18 protein-coding genes and 2 other annotated features are annotated in these 15,784 nt (G+C 54.3%); of the genes, 1 reads left to right on the forward strand and 17 read right to left on the reverse strand.

From position 1 onward, the window contains the following. From AC5OW4_RS11060 to AC5OW4_RS11130, 15 genes are all read right to left on the reverse strand, one after another. The coding region (locus AC5OW4_RS11060; protein WP_493676967.1) for a hypothetical protein at window positions 1-727 on the reverse strand (727 nt) is incomplete at its 3' end. After that, entirely contained in the window at window positions 718-1,191 is a 474-nt protein-coding gene (locus AC5OW4_RS11065) for a ComEA family DNA-binding protein (protein WP_072684468.1), read from the reverse strand. The genes AC5OW4_RS11060 and AC5OW4_RS11065, both read right to left, overlap by 10 nt. Window positions 1,192-1,240: 49 nt before the next feature. Beyond that, window positions 1,241-1,711, reverse strand: a complete 471-nt coding sequence (greA, locus tag AC5OW4_RS11070) for a transcription elongation factor GreA (protein ID WP_006060688.1) — start codon at window positions 1,709-1,711, stop codon at window positions 1,241-1,243. Between the two features lie 27 nt (window positions 1,712-1,738). Further along, window positions 1,739-2,368, reverse strand: coding sequence for a uridine kinase (udk, locus tag AC5OW4_RS11075; RefSeq protein WP_195396978.1), 630 nt, complete (start codon window positions 2,366-2,368; stop codon window positions 1,739-1,741). A 27-nt stretch (window positions 2,369-2,395) separates the two neighbouring features. Further along, a complete protein-coding gene (gene mltG, locus AC5OW4_RS11080; RefSeq protein WP_006060686.1) occupies window positions 2,396-3,478 on the reverse strand; it encodes an endolytic transglycosylase MltG in 1,083 nt (360 codons plus the stop codon). After that, window positions 3,459-3,725 carry a DUF1292 domain-containing protein gene (locus AC5OW4_RS11085; RefSeq protein WP_039865117.1) on the reverse strand — a complete coding sequence of 89 codons (267 nt, stop codon included), beginning with the start codon at window positions 3,723-3,725 and terminating at the stop codon, window positions 3,459-3,461. The genes mltG and AC5OW4_RS11085 overlap by 20 nt, the downstream gene beginning before the upstream one ends. Before the next feature lie 51 nt (window positions 3,726-3,776). Then, window positions 3,777-4,196 (reverse strand): Holliday junction resolvase RuvX, encoded by a 420-nt coding sequence (ruvX, locus tag AC5OW4_RS11090; protein WP_493676968.1) that lies wholly within the window; start codon window positions 4,194-4,196, stop codon window positions 3,777-3,779. Continuing rightward, the gene (locus AC5OW4_RS11095) at window positions 4,196-4,453 is read right to left on the reverse strand and encodes an IreB family regulatory phosphoprotein (protein WP_006060683.1); all 258 of its coding nucleotides are present in this window, start codon (window positions 4,451-4,453) and stop codon (window positions 4,196-4,198) included. Before AC5OW4_RS11095 ends, ruvX begins: the two co-directional genes overlap by 1 nt. Window positions 4,454-4,509: 56 nt before the next feature. Beyond that, a complete protein-coding gene (gene alaS / locus AC5OW4_RS11100) occupies window positions 4,510-7,131 on the reverse strand; it encodes an alanine--tRNA ligase (protein WP_493676970.1) in 2,622 nt (873 codons plus the stop codon). 58 nt (window positions 7,132-7,189) lie between these two features. Then, window positions 7,190-7,393 (reverse strand) — a binding site (T-box leader). Then, window positions 7,368-8,435, reverse strand: a complete 1,068-nt coding sequence (locus tag AC5OW4_RS11105; protein WP_493676971.1) for an AI-2E family transporter — start codon at window positions 8,433-8,435, stop codon at window positions 7,368-7,370. It overlaps the preceding feature by 26 nt. 26 nt (window positions 8,436-8,461) lie before the next feature. Then, a complete protein-coding gene (locus tag AC5OW4_RS11110; protein WP_006060679.1) occupies window positions 8,462-8,617 on the reverse strand; it encodes a hypothetical protein in 156 nt (51 codons plus the stop codon). A 51-nt stretch (window positions 8,618-8,668) separates the two neighbouring features. Continuing rightward, the gene (gene recD2 / locus AC5OW4_RS11115; protein ID WP_295767840.1) at window positions 8,669-10,858 is read right to left on the reverse strand and encodes an SF1B family DNA helicase RecD2; all 2,190 of its coding nucleotides are present in this window, start codon (window positions 10,856-10,858) and stop codon (window positions 8,669-8,671) included. Between the two features lie 16 nt (window positions 10,859-10,874). After that, window positions 10,875-11,573 (reverse strand): CPBP family intramembrane glutamic endopeptidase, encoded by a 699-nt coding sequence (locus AC5OW4_RS11120; protein ID WP_295767838.1) that lies wholly within the window; start codon window positions 11,571-11,573, stop codon window positions 10,875-10,877. Continuing rightward, a complete protein-coding gene (gene mnmA, locus AC5OW4_RS11125; RefSeq protein ID WP_295767836.1) occupies window positions 11,570-12,715 on the reverse strand; it encodes a tRNA 2-thiouridine(34) synthase MnmA in 1,146 nt (381 codons plus the stop codon). Before mnmA ends, AC5OW4_RS11120 begins: the two co-directional genes overlap by 4 nt. A 59-nt stretch (window positions 12,716-12,774) precedes the next feature. Beyond that, complete coding sequence (locus AC5OW4_RS11130) at window positions 12,775-13,206, reverse strand: Spx/MgsR family RNA polymerase-binding regulatory protein (protein ID WP_039865115.1); 432 nt, start codon at window positions 13,204-13,206, stop codon at window positions 12,775-12,777. Window positions 13,207-13,440: 234 nt separating this feature from the next. Further along, window positions 13,441-13,654: a binding site (T-box leader), on the forward strand. Window positions 13,655-13,686: 32 nt separating this feature from the next. Between AC5OW4_RS11130 and trpS the strand changes: the two genes are divergently transcribed. Beyond that, on the forward strand, window positions 13,687-14,697 hold the full coding sequence (gene trpS, locus AC5OW4_RS11135; protein WP_072684571.1) for a tryptophan--tRNA ligase: 1,011 nt from the start codon (window positions 13,687-13,689) through the stop codon (window positions 14,695-14,697). Window positions 14,698-14,707: 10 nt separating this feature from the next. Here the strand turns inward: trpS and AC5OW4_RS11140 are convergent, their stop codons facing one another. Further along, on the reverse strand, window positions 14,708-14,884 hold the full coding sequence (locus AC5OW4_RS11140; protein ID WP_195547937.1) for a hypothetical protein: 177 nt from the start codon (window positions 14,882-14,884) through the stop codon (window positions 14,708-14,710). Window positions 14,885-14,998: 114 nt separating this feature from the next. After that, window positions 14,999-15,784, reverse strand: a 786-nt coding sequence (locus AC5OW4_RS11145; protein ID WP_493676973.1) for a YitT family protein, incomplete at its 5' end; no start/stop codon positions are given.

The raw sequence follows: 15,784 nt of genomic DNA on the forward strand, positions 1-15,784 counted from the left end.
CCAGAGGATAGGGAAAATGCAGTATCGCGGCGATGCCCAGCACGGTCCCCAAGCGGATCCTTCGCACGCTCCGGTCCGTCAAGAACCAGCCGCAGATCATTCCCAGGCCCTGAATCAGCACGCTGATTTGAAATCCGCAGCGAAGCAAGATCGCCAGTCCGCCTTCTTCCTCATTCACACCCAGAATCAGCTTGCCTGCCAGCGCCCGGGCAGCCGGATCGCGGATCGCTTCAATGCGGCGGTAAAGAAAAGCCCGCAGTGTTTTCCCGGCGCTTACGATCTTAACGGTTTTGGCAAACACGCGGCCGTTAAGCTTTTCCCGCAGCGACCAGGCTTTCGCATCGAAACCATAGAACGAATAATTTTCTTCAAATAGGCTGCTTTCCCCTTCGACCTCGACCTGATCGTCTAACCCGGGGCGATTTTCGCTGATCACCTGAAAGCGGCCTTGAGAATTTTCGAGGATAAAGCTGTTGGCGGAAACCGCGCTCACCGTGCCGCTGATCCGTGGTGCAGTGAGCGCCGGCGACGGTTTCAGCTGCCAGAACAGAATGACAAGAACCGAGGACAGCCAGAAAAACAGAAACTTCCGCTGCTTCGGGCGGGCGGAGACCAGCACGAAGACCAGGCTGAAAAGCAGGCCGGTTTTCTGCACAGGGAGCGGCAGACACAGACTGATCACGACGCAAACCAGCCACCGCAGCGCGTCAGTGTCGTTTATAAGCATATAAACTCCTTCAGCGCTTCCCATTTCTTCTGCTTGATGCCCGGCACCTGCATCAGATCTTCCAACGTTTGAAACAAACCATGCTCCGCGCGGTAAGCCACGATCTTTTCCGCCGTCGCCTGCCCCACTCCCGGCAGCTGCGTCAGCTGCTCGGCGGATGCGGTGTTGATCGAAATCCGCGGCGTTTCCTGGAAATGGGGAATCTGGATCACGTCGTGATCCTTGACGATCATCGTCATTGAAAACGGCGAGAGGTCCGCGTCGTCCAACAGCGTCACCTGGTCCAGCAATTCGCCCAGCTCGGTGTAGGGCGGACATTCCAGGGTGACCGGCTCCCGCACAGCCCCCTCGATCGTCACGGTAATCGGCTGCCCGCGCATAGCCTCCAAATCGACGACGCGCTGCGGAATCAGCGGCAGAAGCAGAAAAACGAAACAAAAAATAAGCAGGAACTCTTTTCTCATAAGATCACCTGCTTATTCTATTGCGCAAATTGTTAAAAATCCTGTTTTTTTACCGAATCTCTAAAATCTTTACCTGATACGGCTCGTCGACCAGAACTTCAACGGTCTGACCAACTTTGTGTTCCAGAATTGCTTCCGCCAGCGGCGTGACGTTGGACAGCTTGCCGTTGAGCGGATCCGCTTCTACGGAACCCACGATTGTGAACTCGTCAATCTGATGCGTGTCGAGTTCTTCGATCTTAACGGTTGAGCCGATTTTCGCAACCCGTACCGAGCCCTGCTTATCGTCGATGATTTCGATATTGTTAAGCATGACTTCCAGCTCGCGGATCCGGGCTTCAACCTGAGCCTGACGATCCCGCGCGGCATCGTAGTCGGCGTTTTCAGACAAGTCGCCCTGCGCCCGGGCGGCCTTTAAATCTTCAATGACTTCCTGACGAACGACATGGATCAGGTTTTCCTGTTCCTTTTTTAATTCTTCAAGACCTTCTTGAGTTACATAAATTTTATCATCTGCCATTGGTTTTCTCACTCCTTAGCTCGGCTATTATAGCATATTTGGACTGATGATGCTACTGATTTTTGTCTTCAGCAGATCGATCGCAACGATGTTGCTTCCGCCCTCGGGGATGATCACGTCGGCATACCGTTTGGACGGTTCGATAAACTGCTCGTGCATCACCCGCACGGTTTCTGTGTATTGATTAACGACCGACTGCAGCGTTCTTCCGCGTTCCTCAACATCCCGCAAAAGCCGCCGGATAAAGCGGATATCGGCATCGGTATCGACGTACACCTTAATGTTTAAGCGCTTGCGCAGCTCCGGTTCCTCCAGCACAAACAGCCCCTCGAGCACGACGACATCGCATGGCTCGATCACTTCCGTAACAGTGCTGCGGGTATGCTGGACAAAGTCGTAAACCGGCTTCTCAATCGCTTGCCCGGCTAACAGGGCGTCGATCTGTTCGATCATCAGCGCGTGATCGAAGGCAAACGGATGATCATAATTCGTTTTTACCCGCTCCGCCATCGTTTTCTGCGACTGGTCTTTGTAATAATCGTCCTCGCGGATGATCACGACCGACCGCGTCTGTTCAAATTCTTCCTTCAGACACTGGGCAATCGTCGTTTTGCCCGACGCGCTGCCGCCGGCGATGCCGATCAATAACGGCTTCATCTTCCCTCACCTCTTCCTGACTGACGTTTATTTTAAATACTTGCGGACATTGGCCTGATGCTCGGCGTAGGTCTTGGCGTAATACACCGTGCCGTCACCCTTCACATCGGCCATGAAATACAGGTAATCGCTGGCCTGCGGCTGCAGGACCGCCTGAATCGCATCGCGTCCCGGATTGAGAATCGGGCCGGGCGGCAAACCTTCGACGCGGTAGGTGTTATACGGGGAATCAAAGTCCGGATTGACCTCGCACGCCATCCAGTCGTCGTCTTTTTCCTTATCTATCGCATAGCACACGGTGACGCTCGACTGCAGCTTCATGCCGGCGGCCAGACGGTTGTAGAACACGCCCGCGACCAGCTGCATATCGCTCGGCTTGGCCGCTTCATACTGAACAATCGAAGCCAGCGTAAACAGCTGGTGCACGCTCAGCTGCGACTGCGCGAACTGATCCGCAAACTCATTGTAAACCTTCAGCGTCTGATCCAGTATCTTGCGGGTAATCTGATCGGCGTCGGCGTCGACAAAGAAATTGTAGGTTTCCGGAAACAGATAGCCTTCTAATAAAATCCGGCTGTCCGCGTTGAAGATTTCCTCGGTTAAAAACGGATAATCACTCATCAGCGAACGGACATAGCTTTCATCGTTCCACAGCGCCAACATTTCATCCTTGCTGCAGCGCGTCGTCTCGCCGATTTTTTCAGCGATATGCTTCGCCCAGTCGCCCTCGATGAACGTTAAGCGCGTGTCGTTAACGACCGCCCCGTGGGAATCGTTGAGCACTTCAAAAATCTCCCGGACTTCCCAGCTCGGATCCAAGATGTACGTGCCGGCTTTGATGTTCGTCAGCTTCGCCAGCTTGACACTGATCTTCGCCGCCCAGCCGCTGCGGATCACGCCCTGATCTTCCAGGTTCTTAATGACCCGGTTGAGCGATTCGCCCTGACTGACGGTAAAGGTGATCTGTTCGCTTTCCGAAGCGGCCGGCTTCAGCTGACCGTTGTAAAAGAAAATCCCGCCCAGAACCAGGCCGGCGCATACGACCAGCACGATCAGTACGGCGGCCAGTCCGTTATTCTTTTTGCGCCGTTTATTCTTCGACTTCGGCATCGTCTAATTCCTCGACAAAAGCCCCGAAGACTTCCTCGATCATGCTCCACTCCTCGGGATCCTCAACCGGTTCCATTTCGCCCTCGTCGGTGTAGCTGCAGGCGAAAACCTCGCCTTCCTCATCCTTCGGATCGGTGAACAACACGTAGCTTTTGCTGCGGCTGTCGTCGTCGAAGGTAAACAGGATTTCCATTTCTGTTTCCGTGCCGTCTTCTTCCGTAATTAAAATTTTATTTGATTCCAACATCGCTTTTTCCTCCTTTTTGCGATTCAAATGAAAGAGTGCATTGCTGCACTCTTAGCGCTTCTGATCTAAATAACTCTGCAGGATTTGCACTGCCGCCATCTGATCGATCACCGCTTTGCGCTTTTTGCGGGAAACGTCCGCAGAGATTAAGATTCGCTCGGCTGCCGCCGTCGTCAGCCGTTCATCCTGTAAGATGACCGGCAGGCCGCAGGCTGCTTCCAGCTTCGCCTTGAAATCCAGCGAGATCTGGCCGCGGATCCCGACATCGCCGTTCATGTGCTTCGGCAGGCCCAGCACAAACTTCACCGCACCCAGCTCCTTCGCCAGCTGCACCGCCCGGGCGCAGGCCGCGTCGTAATCGTCATCCGCAAACCGGAACGTTTCCACCGTCCGGGCAATCATGCCCAGGGGATCGGAAACCGCGATGCCCAGCGTGCGGCTGCCCAGATCCAGCCCCAAGATCCGTTCCATTACTTTTCTTCCAGGTAGGAACGCACCAGTTCCTCGATGATTTCGTAACGCTCGACCGACTGAATGATGCTGCGGGCGTTGTGATGCGAGGAAATGTAGGCCGGATCATTGGAAATCAGATACCCTGCCAGCTGGTTCACTGCATTGTAGCCTCGTTCTTCGAGCGCTTCTTTTGTCAGCCGGAGCACCTGCTTGATGTTATCTCTGCGGATCTCCTCTGACTTAAAAGACATCGTTTCGGTAATTTGTTTTGACATGGATATCCCTCCTTGAATTCATTTTAGCGTAAACTGCGGAAATTGGAAAGGGATTTTCAAAGTTTTGAGCGAATCAGCGCAAAGACTTCGTCCACTTTGGAACCATCCTTGCCGCCCGACTGCGCCATGTCCGGCCGGCCGCCGCCGTTGCCCTGGCTCATCTGGGCCGCCATTTTCACGAAATCTCCGGCTTTTATGCCCTTGGCGATCGCTTCCTTGCTGCAGGCGCAGACATAGGTGACCTTGCCTTCCGAAGGATTGGCTAAGAAGATGAAAGATTTTTCACACTTATTGCGCAGCGTTTCCGCCAGATTCTTCATCGCCTGTCCGTCAAGTCCGGAAACCTCTTCCAGAATGATATTCAGACCGTTGACCGCTTCCGCATGATTGACCATGTCGTCTGCTTTTAAGACCATCATTTTCTGGTTCAGCTGCCCGATTTCTTTTTTCAGCGCCGCGTTTTCTTCCAGCACGCCCGCAACCTTTTCACTGACGCCGTTAAGGCTGTTCATCTTCAGCTGCGCGGCAATCGTTTTTAACACGTCCTGTTCGCTGACGAACTCCTGGTAGGCCGCATAGCCGGTCTTGGCGGTGATCCGGCGGATGCCGGAGCCGATGCTTTCTTCGCTGACGATCTTGAACACGCCGATATCCTGCGTGTTGTGGACATGCGTGCCGGCGCACAGTTCCTTGGAAACCTCGCCCATCGATACGACGCGGACTTCATCGCCGTATTTTTCATCAAACAGCGCGATCGCGCCGGAATGCTTGGCTTCTTCAATCGCCATGACTTCGGTATGGACCGGGAATTTTGCCATGACGAAGTCGTTGACCAGCGCTTCGACTTCCTTTAACTGCTGATCGCTGACCTTTTCAAAATGCGTGAAGTCGAACCGCGCGTAATCCTGGCAGACATAAGAGCCGGCCTGGGCGATGTGATTGCCGACGATCTTCTTCAGCGCGCTCTGCATCAGATGGACGCAGGAATGGTTGGCCATCGTGCGGATCCGGCGCTGGACGTCGACCTGCAGCTGCAGCTTCATGCCTTCCTTCAGCACGCCGTCGACGACTTTCACATGATGCATAAACTGCTTGTGCGGCGCTTTCTTGACGTCGAGCACTTCGCAATCCGCTTCGTCGCAGCGCATCGTGCCGCCGTCGGCCACCTGTCCGCCGCTTTCGGCGTAGAAGCAGGAACGGTCGAGGATGACCTCGCCCTCGTCTTCCAGTATCGCGACGCGCACGCCGTTTTTAAACAATCCGGTGATCGTTCCGGTATCGCTCATTGTTTCATAGCCCGTGAATTCAAACGGCGCCGTGAAATCCATCAGATCCGCCGACTGGCTGGCCATCGACTGCGCGTCTTCACGCGCGGCCCGGGCACGTTCACGCTGCTTCGCCATCTGCGCCTCAAAGCCTTCCTCGTCGATCGTATAACCGCGCTCGCCGGCGATTTCTTTCGTCAGCTCCAGCGGGAAGCCGTAGGTATCGTACAGCTTGAAGACGACCTCGCCGCTCAAGGTTTTCGCCGCTTCGGCTTTGGCCAGCTCCTCATTGAGCAGCTTTTCACCGTTGGCCAGCGTCGAGTGGAACGCTTCTTCCTCATTCTTAACCAGCTTGGCGACAAATTCCGACTTTTCTAACAGATACGGATAAAAATCCTTCATGTTGTCGGCGACGACGTCGACCAGCTTGTACATAAACGCGCCGTTAATGCCTAATTTAATACCGTAGCGAACCGCCCGGCGCAGCACCCGGCGCAGCACGTAGCCGCGGCCCTCGTTGGAGAACATCGCGCCGTCGCTCAGCGCGAAGGTCACGGTGCGGATATGGTCGGCAATGACGCGGTACGCCATTTTATATTCACCTTCATACGGATGCTTGGCGAGCTTTTCCGCCGCGCGGATGATCGGCAGGAACAGGTCGGTATCAAAGTTCGTTTCCCCTTCCTGGATGATCGAAACTAACCGTTCCAGTCCCATGCCGGTATCAATGTTCTTGTGCGGCAGCTCTTTATACAGCTTGCGGTCCGTTCCCGGCCGGCAGTCAAACTGACTGAACACGACGTTCCAGACTTCGATGTAGCGGTCGTTCTCCATTTCTTCAAAGAACAGCTTTTCGCCTAACCCCTCCGGGTCATACTTTTCGCCGCGGTCATAGAAAATCTCGCTGTCCGGTCCGCCCGGCCCTTCGCCGATCTCCCAGAAGTTATCTTCGGTTTTTAAGATATGGCTTGGATCGACGCCGCACACCTCGGTCCAGATGCGGTAAGCTTCCTCATCGTCCGGATAGACAGTGACATACAGCTTGTTTTTGTCAAAGCCGATCCACTTTGGCGAGGTTAAAAATTCCCAGGCGAACGGGATCGCGTCCGCTTTGAAGTAATCGCCGATCGAGAAGTTGCCGAGCATCTCAAAGAACGTATGATGCCGGGCAGTCTTGCCAACGTTTTCGATATCGTTGGTGCGGATCGACTTCTGCGCGTTGGCGATCCGGTTGCAGGCCGGCTTCTCGCTGCCGTCGAAATATTTTTTCAGCGCCGCGACGCCCGCATTGATCCACAACAGCGTCGGATCGTTATGCGGGATCAGCGAAGCTCCCGGTTCAATCATGTGACCTTTGGATTGGAAGTAGTCCAGAAACATCTGGCGTACCTGGTTGCCTGTTAATTCTTTCATGTTTGTTTCTTCCTTTCTTTGTCTGATGCGTCTGCCAAAATAAAAAGCGCCCTGAAACTCCAGGAACGCTTTACTCACGCGGTACCATCCTGATTCATTTCTTTTCTTCAAAAGAAATGCCCTCATTTCTCTTTAACGCAGAGCACACGTTGCTTTGGGCAAACTCGGAAGCGGCTTCGATCAGATTCCATGAAAACTTGCACCGCCGTTTTCTCTCTGCAATGGAACAGCCTGATCTACTCTTCTTCGTCATCGTTTTCAAAACTATAGAAATTATACCACACTGTTTCCCACGTGCCAACTGTTTCCGTGCATTTTGCGAAAAGATAGCTGCGGTAGGCCAGCTGTACAATCGCGGCCAGGATCGGCGCCAGAATGATCCCGATCATGCCGAAGAAACAACCCCCGGCCAATAGCGCGATCAGCGTATAAACCGGCCGCAGGTTCATGACCTTTTTGAAGATCAGCGGCTGCACCCAGTTGGCTTCAATCTGCTGGATCAGCCACAACAAGACACCCAATACCCACGGGATCTGACCGGTTGCGAAATATTGCGCAAGCAGGATCACGATCTGACCGACCGTTGCGCCCAGATAGGGAATCAGATTGAACAGCGCAAGCATGATCGCGTAGAATACGGCGTTGGGTACGCTGAAGATCAACAACAGCACCGACACGGTGATCATTAAAAACAACAAATCCAGCGCCAAGCCGCGCAGATAGTGGTAGACGACGCGCGAGCTGGTTTTGTAGAAAAGCAGCCAGTGCTGATAGGACGGAAGCCGTTTTTTGAGAATGCGCCCGAAGGCTTCCATGTCCAGCGCAATGAAATACGCACCTAAAAAGCTGACGCCGAAAAACGACAGCCGGTCGACGGCGCTGCGGGTCGCGCTCATCGCCGCCTCATAGCCGGCCGTGAATACGCCATGCCAATCCAGCTGCCCGGCCCAGTGAAAGAACTCGGTCGCCGCCAGCTGTTCTCTTAACCGGCCCGCTTCGCCCAGCAGCTGCGACCCCTGCTCCATCACTAACGGCACCATCATGCCGATGCCCAGAACCAACAGCCCGAGGAAACCGAAGTACACCAGCGAACAGCTGATCCCCCGGGGAAACGGCAGTTTCTCGACAAACGGCTCAAACAGAAACACGATCAGACAGGAGAACAACAGCGGCGACAGCGCATGGAAGACGGCCATCAGCACAACATCCCAGCCTAACATTCTGAGCACGATCATCACGATCAGCACGCAGCCAAACAGCTGCAGCCAGCGTTTCCAATCCGTTCGTTCAAACAGGTCTTTCATAAAAGAGAAACCCCGCAACGACGGGGTTAGTGTTCAAGATCCATCTGGTGCATTTTGCGGATCAGCTTCTTTTTACATTTGCAGGCCTTGTAATAAGCGTCGTCGAGTTCATCTTCATTCGCAAACGCGACCACCATGCCGGCAGCCATACCGGCCATGAAACCGAATAACCATTTTTTCATACGTTCCACTCCTTTTGGTGTTAGTATGTCCGCAAGCGGATAAACTTATGCTTAAAATTCCGGATTCAGCATCGCCGCGATCCGCCGGGTAAGCGTCGTTGAGCGCAAATGATGTTCCTGGCTGGCAATCCCGCGGATCAACGCGTCCTTCTCGCCTAAGAGAACCAGTGATTTTTTAGCGCGGGTGACGCCGGTATAGATCAGCCGCCGCTGAAGCATGATCCCATAATCACGCACGACCGGCATGATGACGATCGGATATTCGCTGCCCTGGGATTTATGCACGGAAATGCAGTAGGCGTGCGAAATGTTGAGCAGGTTATCCGAGGTGTATTCAACGAGAATTCCTTCGAAGTCGACGATCAGCCGGTTTTTGCCGGCTTCGTCCTCATTGGCGTAAACGATTTCCACGAGCATGCCGATATCGCCATTGTAGACGTCGTCATCCGGCTGGTTTTTTAATTGTAAAATTTTGTCGCCCTCGCGGAAGGTGCGGTAGCCCACCTTCCATTCACGCTTGCCCTTCTCCGGCGGATTCAGGCATTGCTGCAAAGCGGCGTTCAGCCGGTCGATCCCGGCCGGTCCGTTGTATTTGCTGGCGAGCACCTGAATGTCCTGGATATCGTAGCCCTTGTTGAGCGCCGACTGAACGACGTTGATGACCTGGTCCTTGATCTCGTAAAGTCCGACCGGGAAAAACGCCACGTCGCCATGACAGTCCAGCTCCTCCGTCTGGCCCTGACGAATCTGATGCGCCAGCGTGATCACGTCGCTGCCCTCGCTCTGGCGGAAGATCCGTTCCAGCCGGACTAACGGAAACAGCTCGGAGGTGATTAAATCCTTCAAGACGCAGCCGCAGCGGACCGAAGGCAGCTGATCCTCGTCGCCGATGATGCACAGCTTCTTGACATGCACCGAGGCCTTGCACAGCGCCGCGAACAGCCAGCTGTCGACCATGGAAAATTCGTCGATGATCAACAGATCGACGATCAGCGGATCCTGTTCCGTCTTGGTAAACGTATTCGATTCCAGATCCCAGCCCAACAAACTGTGGATCGTAAACGTATCGGTTTCCGTCAGCTCAGCCAGCCGCTTCGCCGCCCGTCCGGTCGGGGCGCAGCAGGCGATCCGCTGGTACGGATACAGTTTTTTAAACAACGCGGTCAACGCCCGCACAACGGTTGTCTTGCCCGTTCCCGGGCCGCCGGTCAGGATCATCGCGTCATGTTCAAAAAACGTGTGGATCGCGTCCAGCTGCGCCTGATCGTAGGTGATCGCCAGCTTTTCCTGCAGCGCGTCCAGCTCAAGCTGCAGCGTTTGGGGATCGACCGGTTCCAGTTCTTCAAACGGAAACAGCGTCAGAAACTGCGCGATCTGGACCTCCGCGTCATATTGATCGACATGATAGATCCGCCCTTCTTCTTCCACTAACCGTCGTTGTAAAAGCAGCGATTCCAGCAGTTCGTCAAAATCATAGGTCAGACCGGCGCACTGGCGTTTCATCTGATGCGCCAGCCCTTCGCGGCTGACATACGTATCGCCGCTTTGCATGTTCATCTGATCGACCAGCGCCACCATCGCCGCTTCCAGCCGGCGCGGATCCTCCAGCTCAAAGCCCAGCGACATCGCGACCTTGTCCGCCGTCGCAAACCCGATGCCGTCGACCTCGTCGACCATCCGGTACGGATTTTCCTGGATTTTCTCAACCGCTTCCTTACCGTAGATCCGCTCCAGCTTCATGACGTTGCGCATCCCCAGACCATGGGCGACAAAGAACTGGATCAGATTTTCCAGATCGTCGTCGCTTTCTTTTAACCCTTCCAGAATCGCTGTCCGGCGCTTGCTCGTCATTTTCGGCACGCTGTCCAGCACAGTTGGGTCGTTTTTAATCCGATAAATCGCGTCTTTGCCAAGGGCCGCTACAATCGTTTCGGCATATTTTTTGCCGATGCCCTCAAATAACGGACCGGACAGAAAACGAATCAGGGAGTCCTCGTCATCCGGCATGACGCGGTGGAAGGTCTCGACCTGAAACTGCATTCCATAGCGGGGATGATCGACATAGCTGCCGCTTAACTCCATCAGCGCGTCCTCGCTGAACACCGGCAGATACCCGGTGATCGTCACCTGCCGCTGCTGCAGATCATCAACGATAAAACGAGCGACAGTGTAGCCGTTGTCGTCGTTGCGGAAGACGATCTGCTTCAGTTTGCCGCGGATAACGTCGCGTTCCTCACTCATTTCCCTCATTCCTTTCTCACAGCAGGATCAGCATCACGCTGATCAGATTGTTCAGCCCGTGCATCAGCAGCGGACTGACGATCGTCTGATTTTCTTCCTCGGCCGCGCACAACAGATAGCCCATCGTGCCGTAAACGAGGATAAAGATCCCATCGCTGAGATTGCCGTTCAGCAGCGACGTGAACACATGCAGAAGACCGAACAGAAACCCGCTGACCAGCGCGGCGGTGCGAAAGCTGCCCCGTTGGCGCAGCGGCGTAAAGACGGCCCCGCGGAAGACAGTTTCCTCGACGATCGGCGCGAACAGACAGGTGACCAGAATGATCTGCAGCGGCGACTGGGTCAGCTGCTGGACGACGGTATCCTGATTCTGGCTGCTCGACAGCCCGGTGATCAGAATGATCGCCAGATTCATCCCATACATCACCAGCCACATCTGAACATAGCGCGTCAGCGTCGATTTGACAATCGCCCGCCGGTTTTGCCGAAAGCGCTCAAGATGTTCCTTTAACAGCGGCCAGGCTGCGCCGACCGTCACCGCGAAAACCAGAATATAGACCAGATTTTCCAGCATCCGGTCAAGATTGGGAATCCCTAAGGGTGCAAACAGCCGGAAAAGCACCCCGATCAACAGGGGATAAAGAAACAGGTAGCCCGCGAAATAATTGAACAGGATGACCTGCACCCGGCGCTTTGACAGCCTGACTCGGTTCATGGCTCAAAGCTGCGGATCCGGTCCGTCAGCGATTGTCCGCGATGCCAGACTTCCTCGATCACGCCCCCGCCCAGGCACTGCTCGCCCAGATAGAAGACCGCCTGCTGCCCCGGGGTCACCGAAGCGACCTGCTGAGGATAGGTCAGTCTGACAGTCGTTTCATTGAGGAATTCCAGCGTCACCGGATTGTCCTTCTGACGATAGCGGAACTTCGCGCAGCAGGACAGCGCGCCCTGCGGTTTTGTCCTGGCCAGCCAGTTAACGCCGCTGACCAGACAGGTATCGCTTAAGAGCCAGTCGTTGCTTTCGCCGCTGGCCACCAGCAGCTCGTTATGGACGACGTCCTTGCCGACGACAAACCACGGTCCGCCCTCGCCGCCGATCCCCAGGCCTTTGCGCTGACCGATCGTGTAATACAGCACGCCCTCATGATCACCTAAGACGCGGCGGCTGATCACATCGACGATCTTGCCGGATTTCGCCGGCAGGTAGTTCTTCAGAAATTCCCGGAAGTTGCGCTCGCCGATAAAACAGATTCCGGTCGAATCCTTTTTCTCCGCGATTGACAGCCGCAGTTCCTTCGCGATCCGCCGCACTTCCGGCTTTTCAATCTCGCCTAACGGAAACAATGTATGCCGCAGCGCATCGGACGCAACCTGGCAAAGGAAATAGCTCTGATCCTTATTCAGGTCGTGCGCCTTGTATAAACCGCTGAAGTCTGCTTCGTGCCGCACGCGCGCATAATGGCCGGTCGCCAGCGTATCGAAGCCGCGGCTGCGGGCGAAATCGAGAAAGCTGGAAAACTTGATGTATTTGTTGCACAAAATATCGGGATTCGGCGTCCGGCCCTTCTTGTATTCCTGCAGGAAATTAGAGAAAACGTTATCCCAATACTCCTTGACGAAATCCACGCGCAGCAGCTCTAATCCCAGGCTGTCGGCAACACTTTTAGCGTCCATCCAGTCCTTTTCCTGCGGACACACGTCATCGTCCGCATTCGGATTGCCTAAGAAATCATTGTTGGCCATCGAATCCCAGTTGCGCATAAACGCGCAGGTTACGTCCAGCCCCTGTTGTTTTAAAAGATATGCCGCGACGGCGGAATCGACGCCGCCGGATAAACCGACTAAGATTTTCATCATTCATCCTCCCTTTGTTTCTTTTGGATTTGAGGAAAAAAACAAGCATCCGCAGATGCTTGTCAGGCTTCTTCCCGGATCTTGCCGCAGCCGGCGTAATTCGGACAGCTGGCGTTGCAGGACAGCCGGGCCAGAGAGCGCAGCTGCTGCGGGACGAACGCGTCGATCTCCTCCTCGTCGTAGCCGACCTGGAAGTTCCGTTCATTCAGGATGATCGGCCGTTTCAGCACGGATGGATTTTCCTGGATGAAATGCACCAGCTCGCTGATCGTCATGTCGTCCAGGTCGATCGCGTTCTGCTGGATGATTTTTGAGCGCTTGGAGATGATATCCTCCGAGCCGTTTTCACTGCGCATCAACAAATGCCGGATCTCCGTTTCGTTGAGCAGCGTCGTAAAAATGTTCTTTTCTATATACGGCAGATTCCGCTCTTTCAGCCATTGTTTGACCTTTCGGCAGGAAGCACAGCCGGGTGAAGTATACACTACGATCATAAATTGCACCGCCATTTCTATTGCGCACAGCCGGGCTGAAATCAAGCTCAACGCCGTTGTGAGTTCTTTTGAGCTTTTATCATACAATGAAACAGCCGGAAATTCAATCCGGCCCTGCCGATTCTCGGATGAATTTCATGATTTTTTATGACCGTGCAGTTCGCTGCTGCGTCTCGGATTGACAAGATCCAGTCCGATCCGGCTTGCATGTTCGATCGGTTTGTGCTTAAATTAAGAAAAGCAACGAAGAAAAAGCAGTAGCGGGATTTTGTGACATCCAGAGAGATGAGGAACGGTGCGACTCATCCGCAGAAATCTTTCGTGAATTGGGTTTTTGGAGCCTTGGAAAGCGTCAGTTTTCCAACGGAACAGGCCGTTATCCTGCATGAGCGGTTTTTCAGGCGTCTGGAAAACAAGCTGGGTGGTACCACGCGGAAGCGTCCCGGTGATCGGGACGTTTTTATTTTAGGAGGAGAAATGATGGAAAACACTGAAAAAAGAAAAGTCATGCTCAGCGGAATCAAGCCGAGCGGACAGTTGACGCTGGGCAACTATATCGGCGCCCTGCGCAATTTCGTCAAGTATCAGGATGAATACGAAATGCTTGTGTTCATCGCCAACCTGCACTGCATCACGGTTTATCAGGATCCCAAAGAACTGAAAAAGAATCTGAAGGACGCGGTGGCGCTGTATCTGGCGTGCGGTCTGGATCCGCAGCGGGCGACGATTTTCTTACAGTCCGACGTCAAGGAGCATGCGCAGCTGGGCTTTATTATGAACTGCAACAGCTATCAGGGCGAGCTGAACCGGATGACGCAGTATAAGGATAAGGTCGCAAAAGGCGAAACAAACCTGACGGTCGGCCTGTACACTTATCCGTGCTTAATGGCGGCCGATATTCTGATCTATGACGCGGATTACGTTCCCGTCGGCGAGGATCAGAAGCAGCATGTCGAGCTGACCCGCGATATTGCCAACCGCTTCAACAACCGCTATGGCGAAACGTTCCGGATTCCGGAGCCGGTTGTTCCAAAGGTGGGCGCGCGGATCATGTCGCTCAGCGATCCGTCAAAGAAAATGTCCAAATCCGACAAAGGCGACAAGGGCTGCATCTATCTGCTGGAAGATCTCAAATCGGCCCGCAAGAAAATCATGTCGGCCGTGACAGACAACGAAGCGTGTGTGCGCTTTGATCCTGAAAATCAGCCGGGCATCGCCAACCTGCTGACGATTATGTCTTCGCTCTCAGGTGAAGCGATCGAAACGATCGTCGAGCGTTTCGCGGGCAAAGGCTATGGGGAATTCAAAAGCGCCGTGGCGGACGTCGTCTGCGCCGAGCTGGAAAGAATTCAGGCCCGCTACAACGAGATCATCAATTCGACCTTGATCGAGGAAACGCTGGCCGAGGGCGCCGTCAAGGCGCAGCGGCTGGCCAGCCGCAAGCTGGAAAAGGTCCAGCGCAAAATCGGTCTTGAGTTCCGCAAACGATAAACGGACAGCCTCAGCTGTCCGCAGCCTGGGATGATGGTAGTCCCAGGTTTTTTTTATCCGCGTGCTTCCACCCCACGCTTTGCCAGTAGCGCTGCAGCCGGCTTTCCTGGCGGGTTTTCGGCTGGATGACATTGTCCGCCAGATCCAGCTTTCGCTGCAGTTCAGGATCGTTAACCTGATAGTCCATGTGCTTCGCCCCTTCCGTTAAGCTCAGCATACCCGCTTAAAAGCGCAAAGCTTGTTTAACTTCGTCGAAAAGCGGAAAAAAAGACGTTCTGATGAAAGAACGTCTCAGGCTGGGTTAGTCCAGCGGTTTCTGATAATAGTTGCCGATGATTTTATCGGTTTTGGACACGTTGATGAACACCTTCGGATCGACCAGGCGGATTGCTTCGATCAAGCCGTGTACCTGATACGCGTTGACCGTCATGAACAACAGACACCGCGGCGTATGCGAGAAGCCCCCTTCGCCCCACAGCTTGGTGATGCCGTGACGGCAGTAATGGAACACCGCGTCGCAGACTTCTTCCGGCTTCTCCGTGATGATAAACAAGGAATTCAGCTTGTAGCGCAGATGCATCGTCTGTACGACCTGGGTGCTGCAGAACTGATAAATAATTGAATACAGCGCCTGTTCCCAACCGAACAGAATGCCTGCCAGCACTAACATCGCGGCGTTGAAATACATGACGTAGGACCAGGTCGGCGCGTTGTATTTCGTCGAGGCGTAAATCGCGATGAAATCGGTGCCGCCGCTGCTGGCATCCGCACGCAGCGCGATTGAGATTGCCAGACCGCCCAAGATACCGCCGAATACCGCGATCAAAAGCATGTCGCTGGTGATCGGAAAGGTCGGAAGCAACTCTGTAAACAAGCTGGTCAGCGAATATTGCAGCACGGAAAAGATCGTGAAGCGGTGGCCGACATATTTGTAGACTAACAACGTCGGCGGGATGTTCAGCAGGAAGTAGAAGACGCTGAACGGAATCGTAATCCCGCCGAATTTCGACAGCGACATGCTGAACATGCGGGACAGGCCGGCGAAGCCGCCCGGGAACAGATTGCCGGTCTCGACGAAAGCTTTCAT

The organism is Holdemania sp., assembly GCF_986127675.1.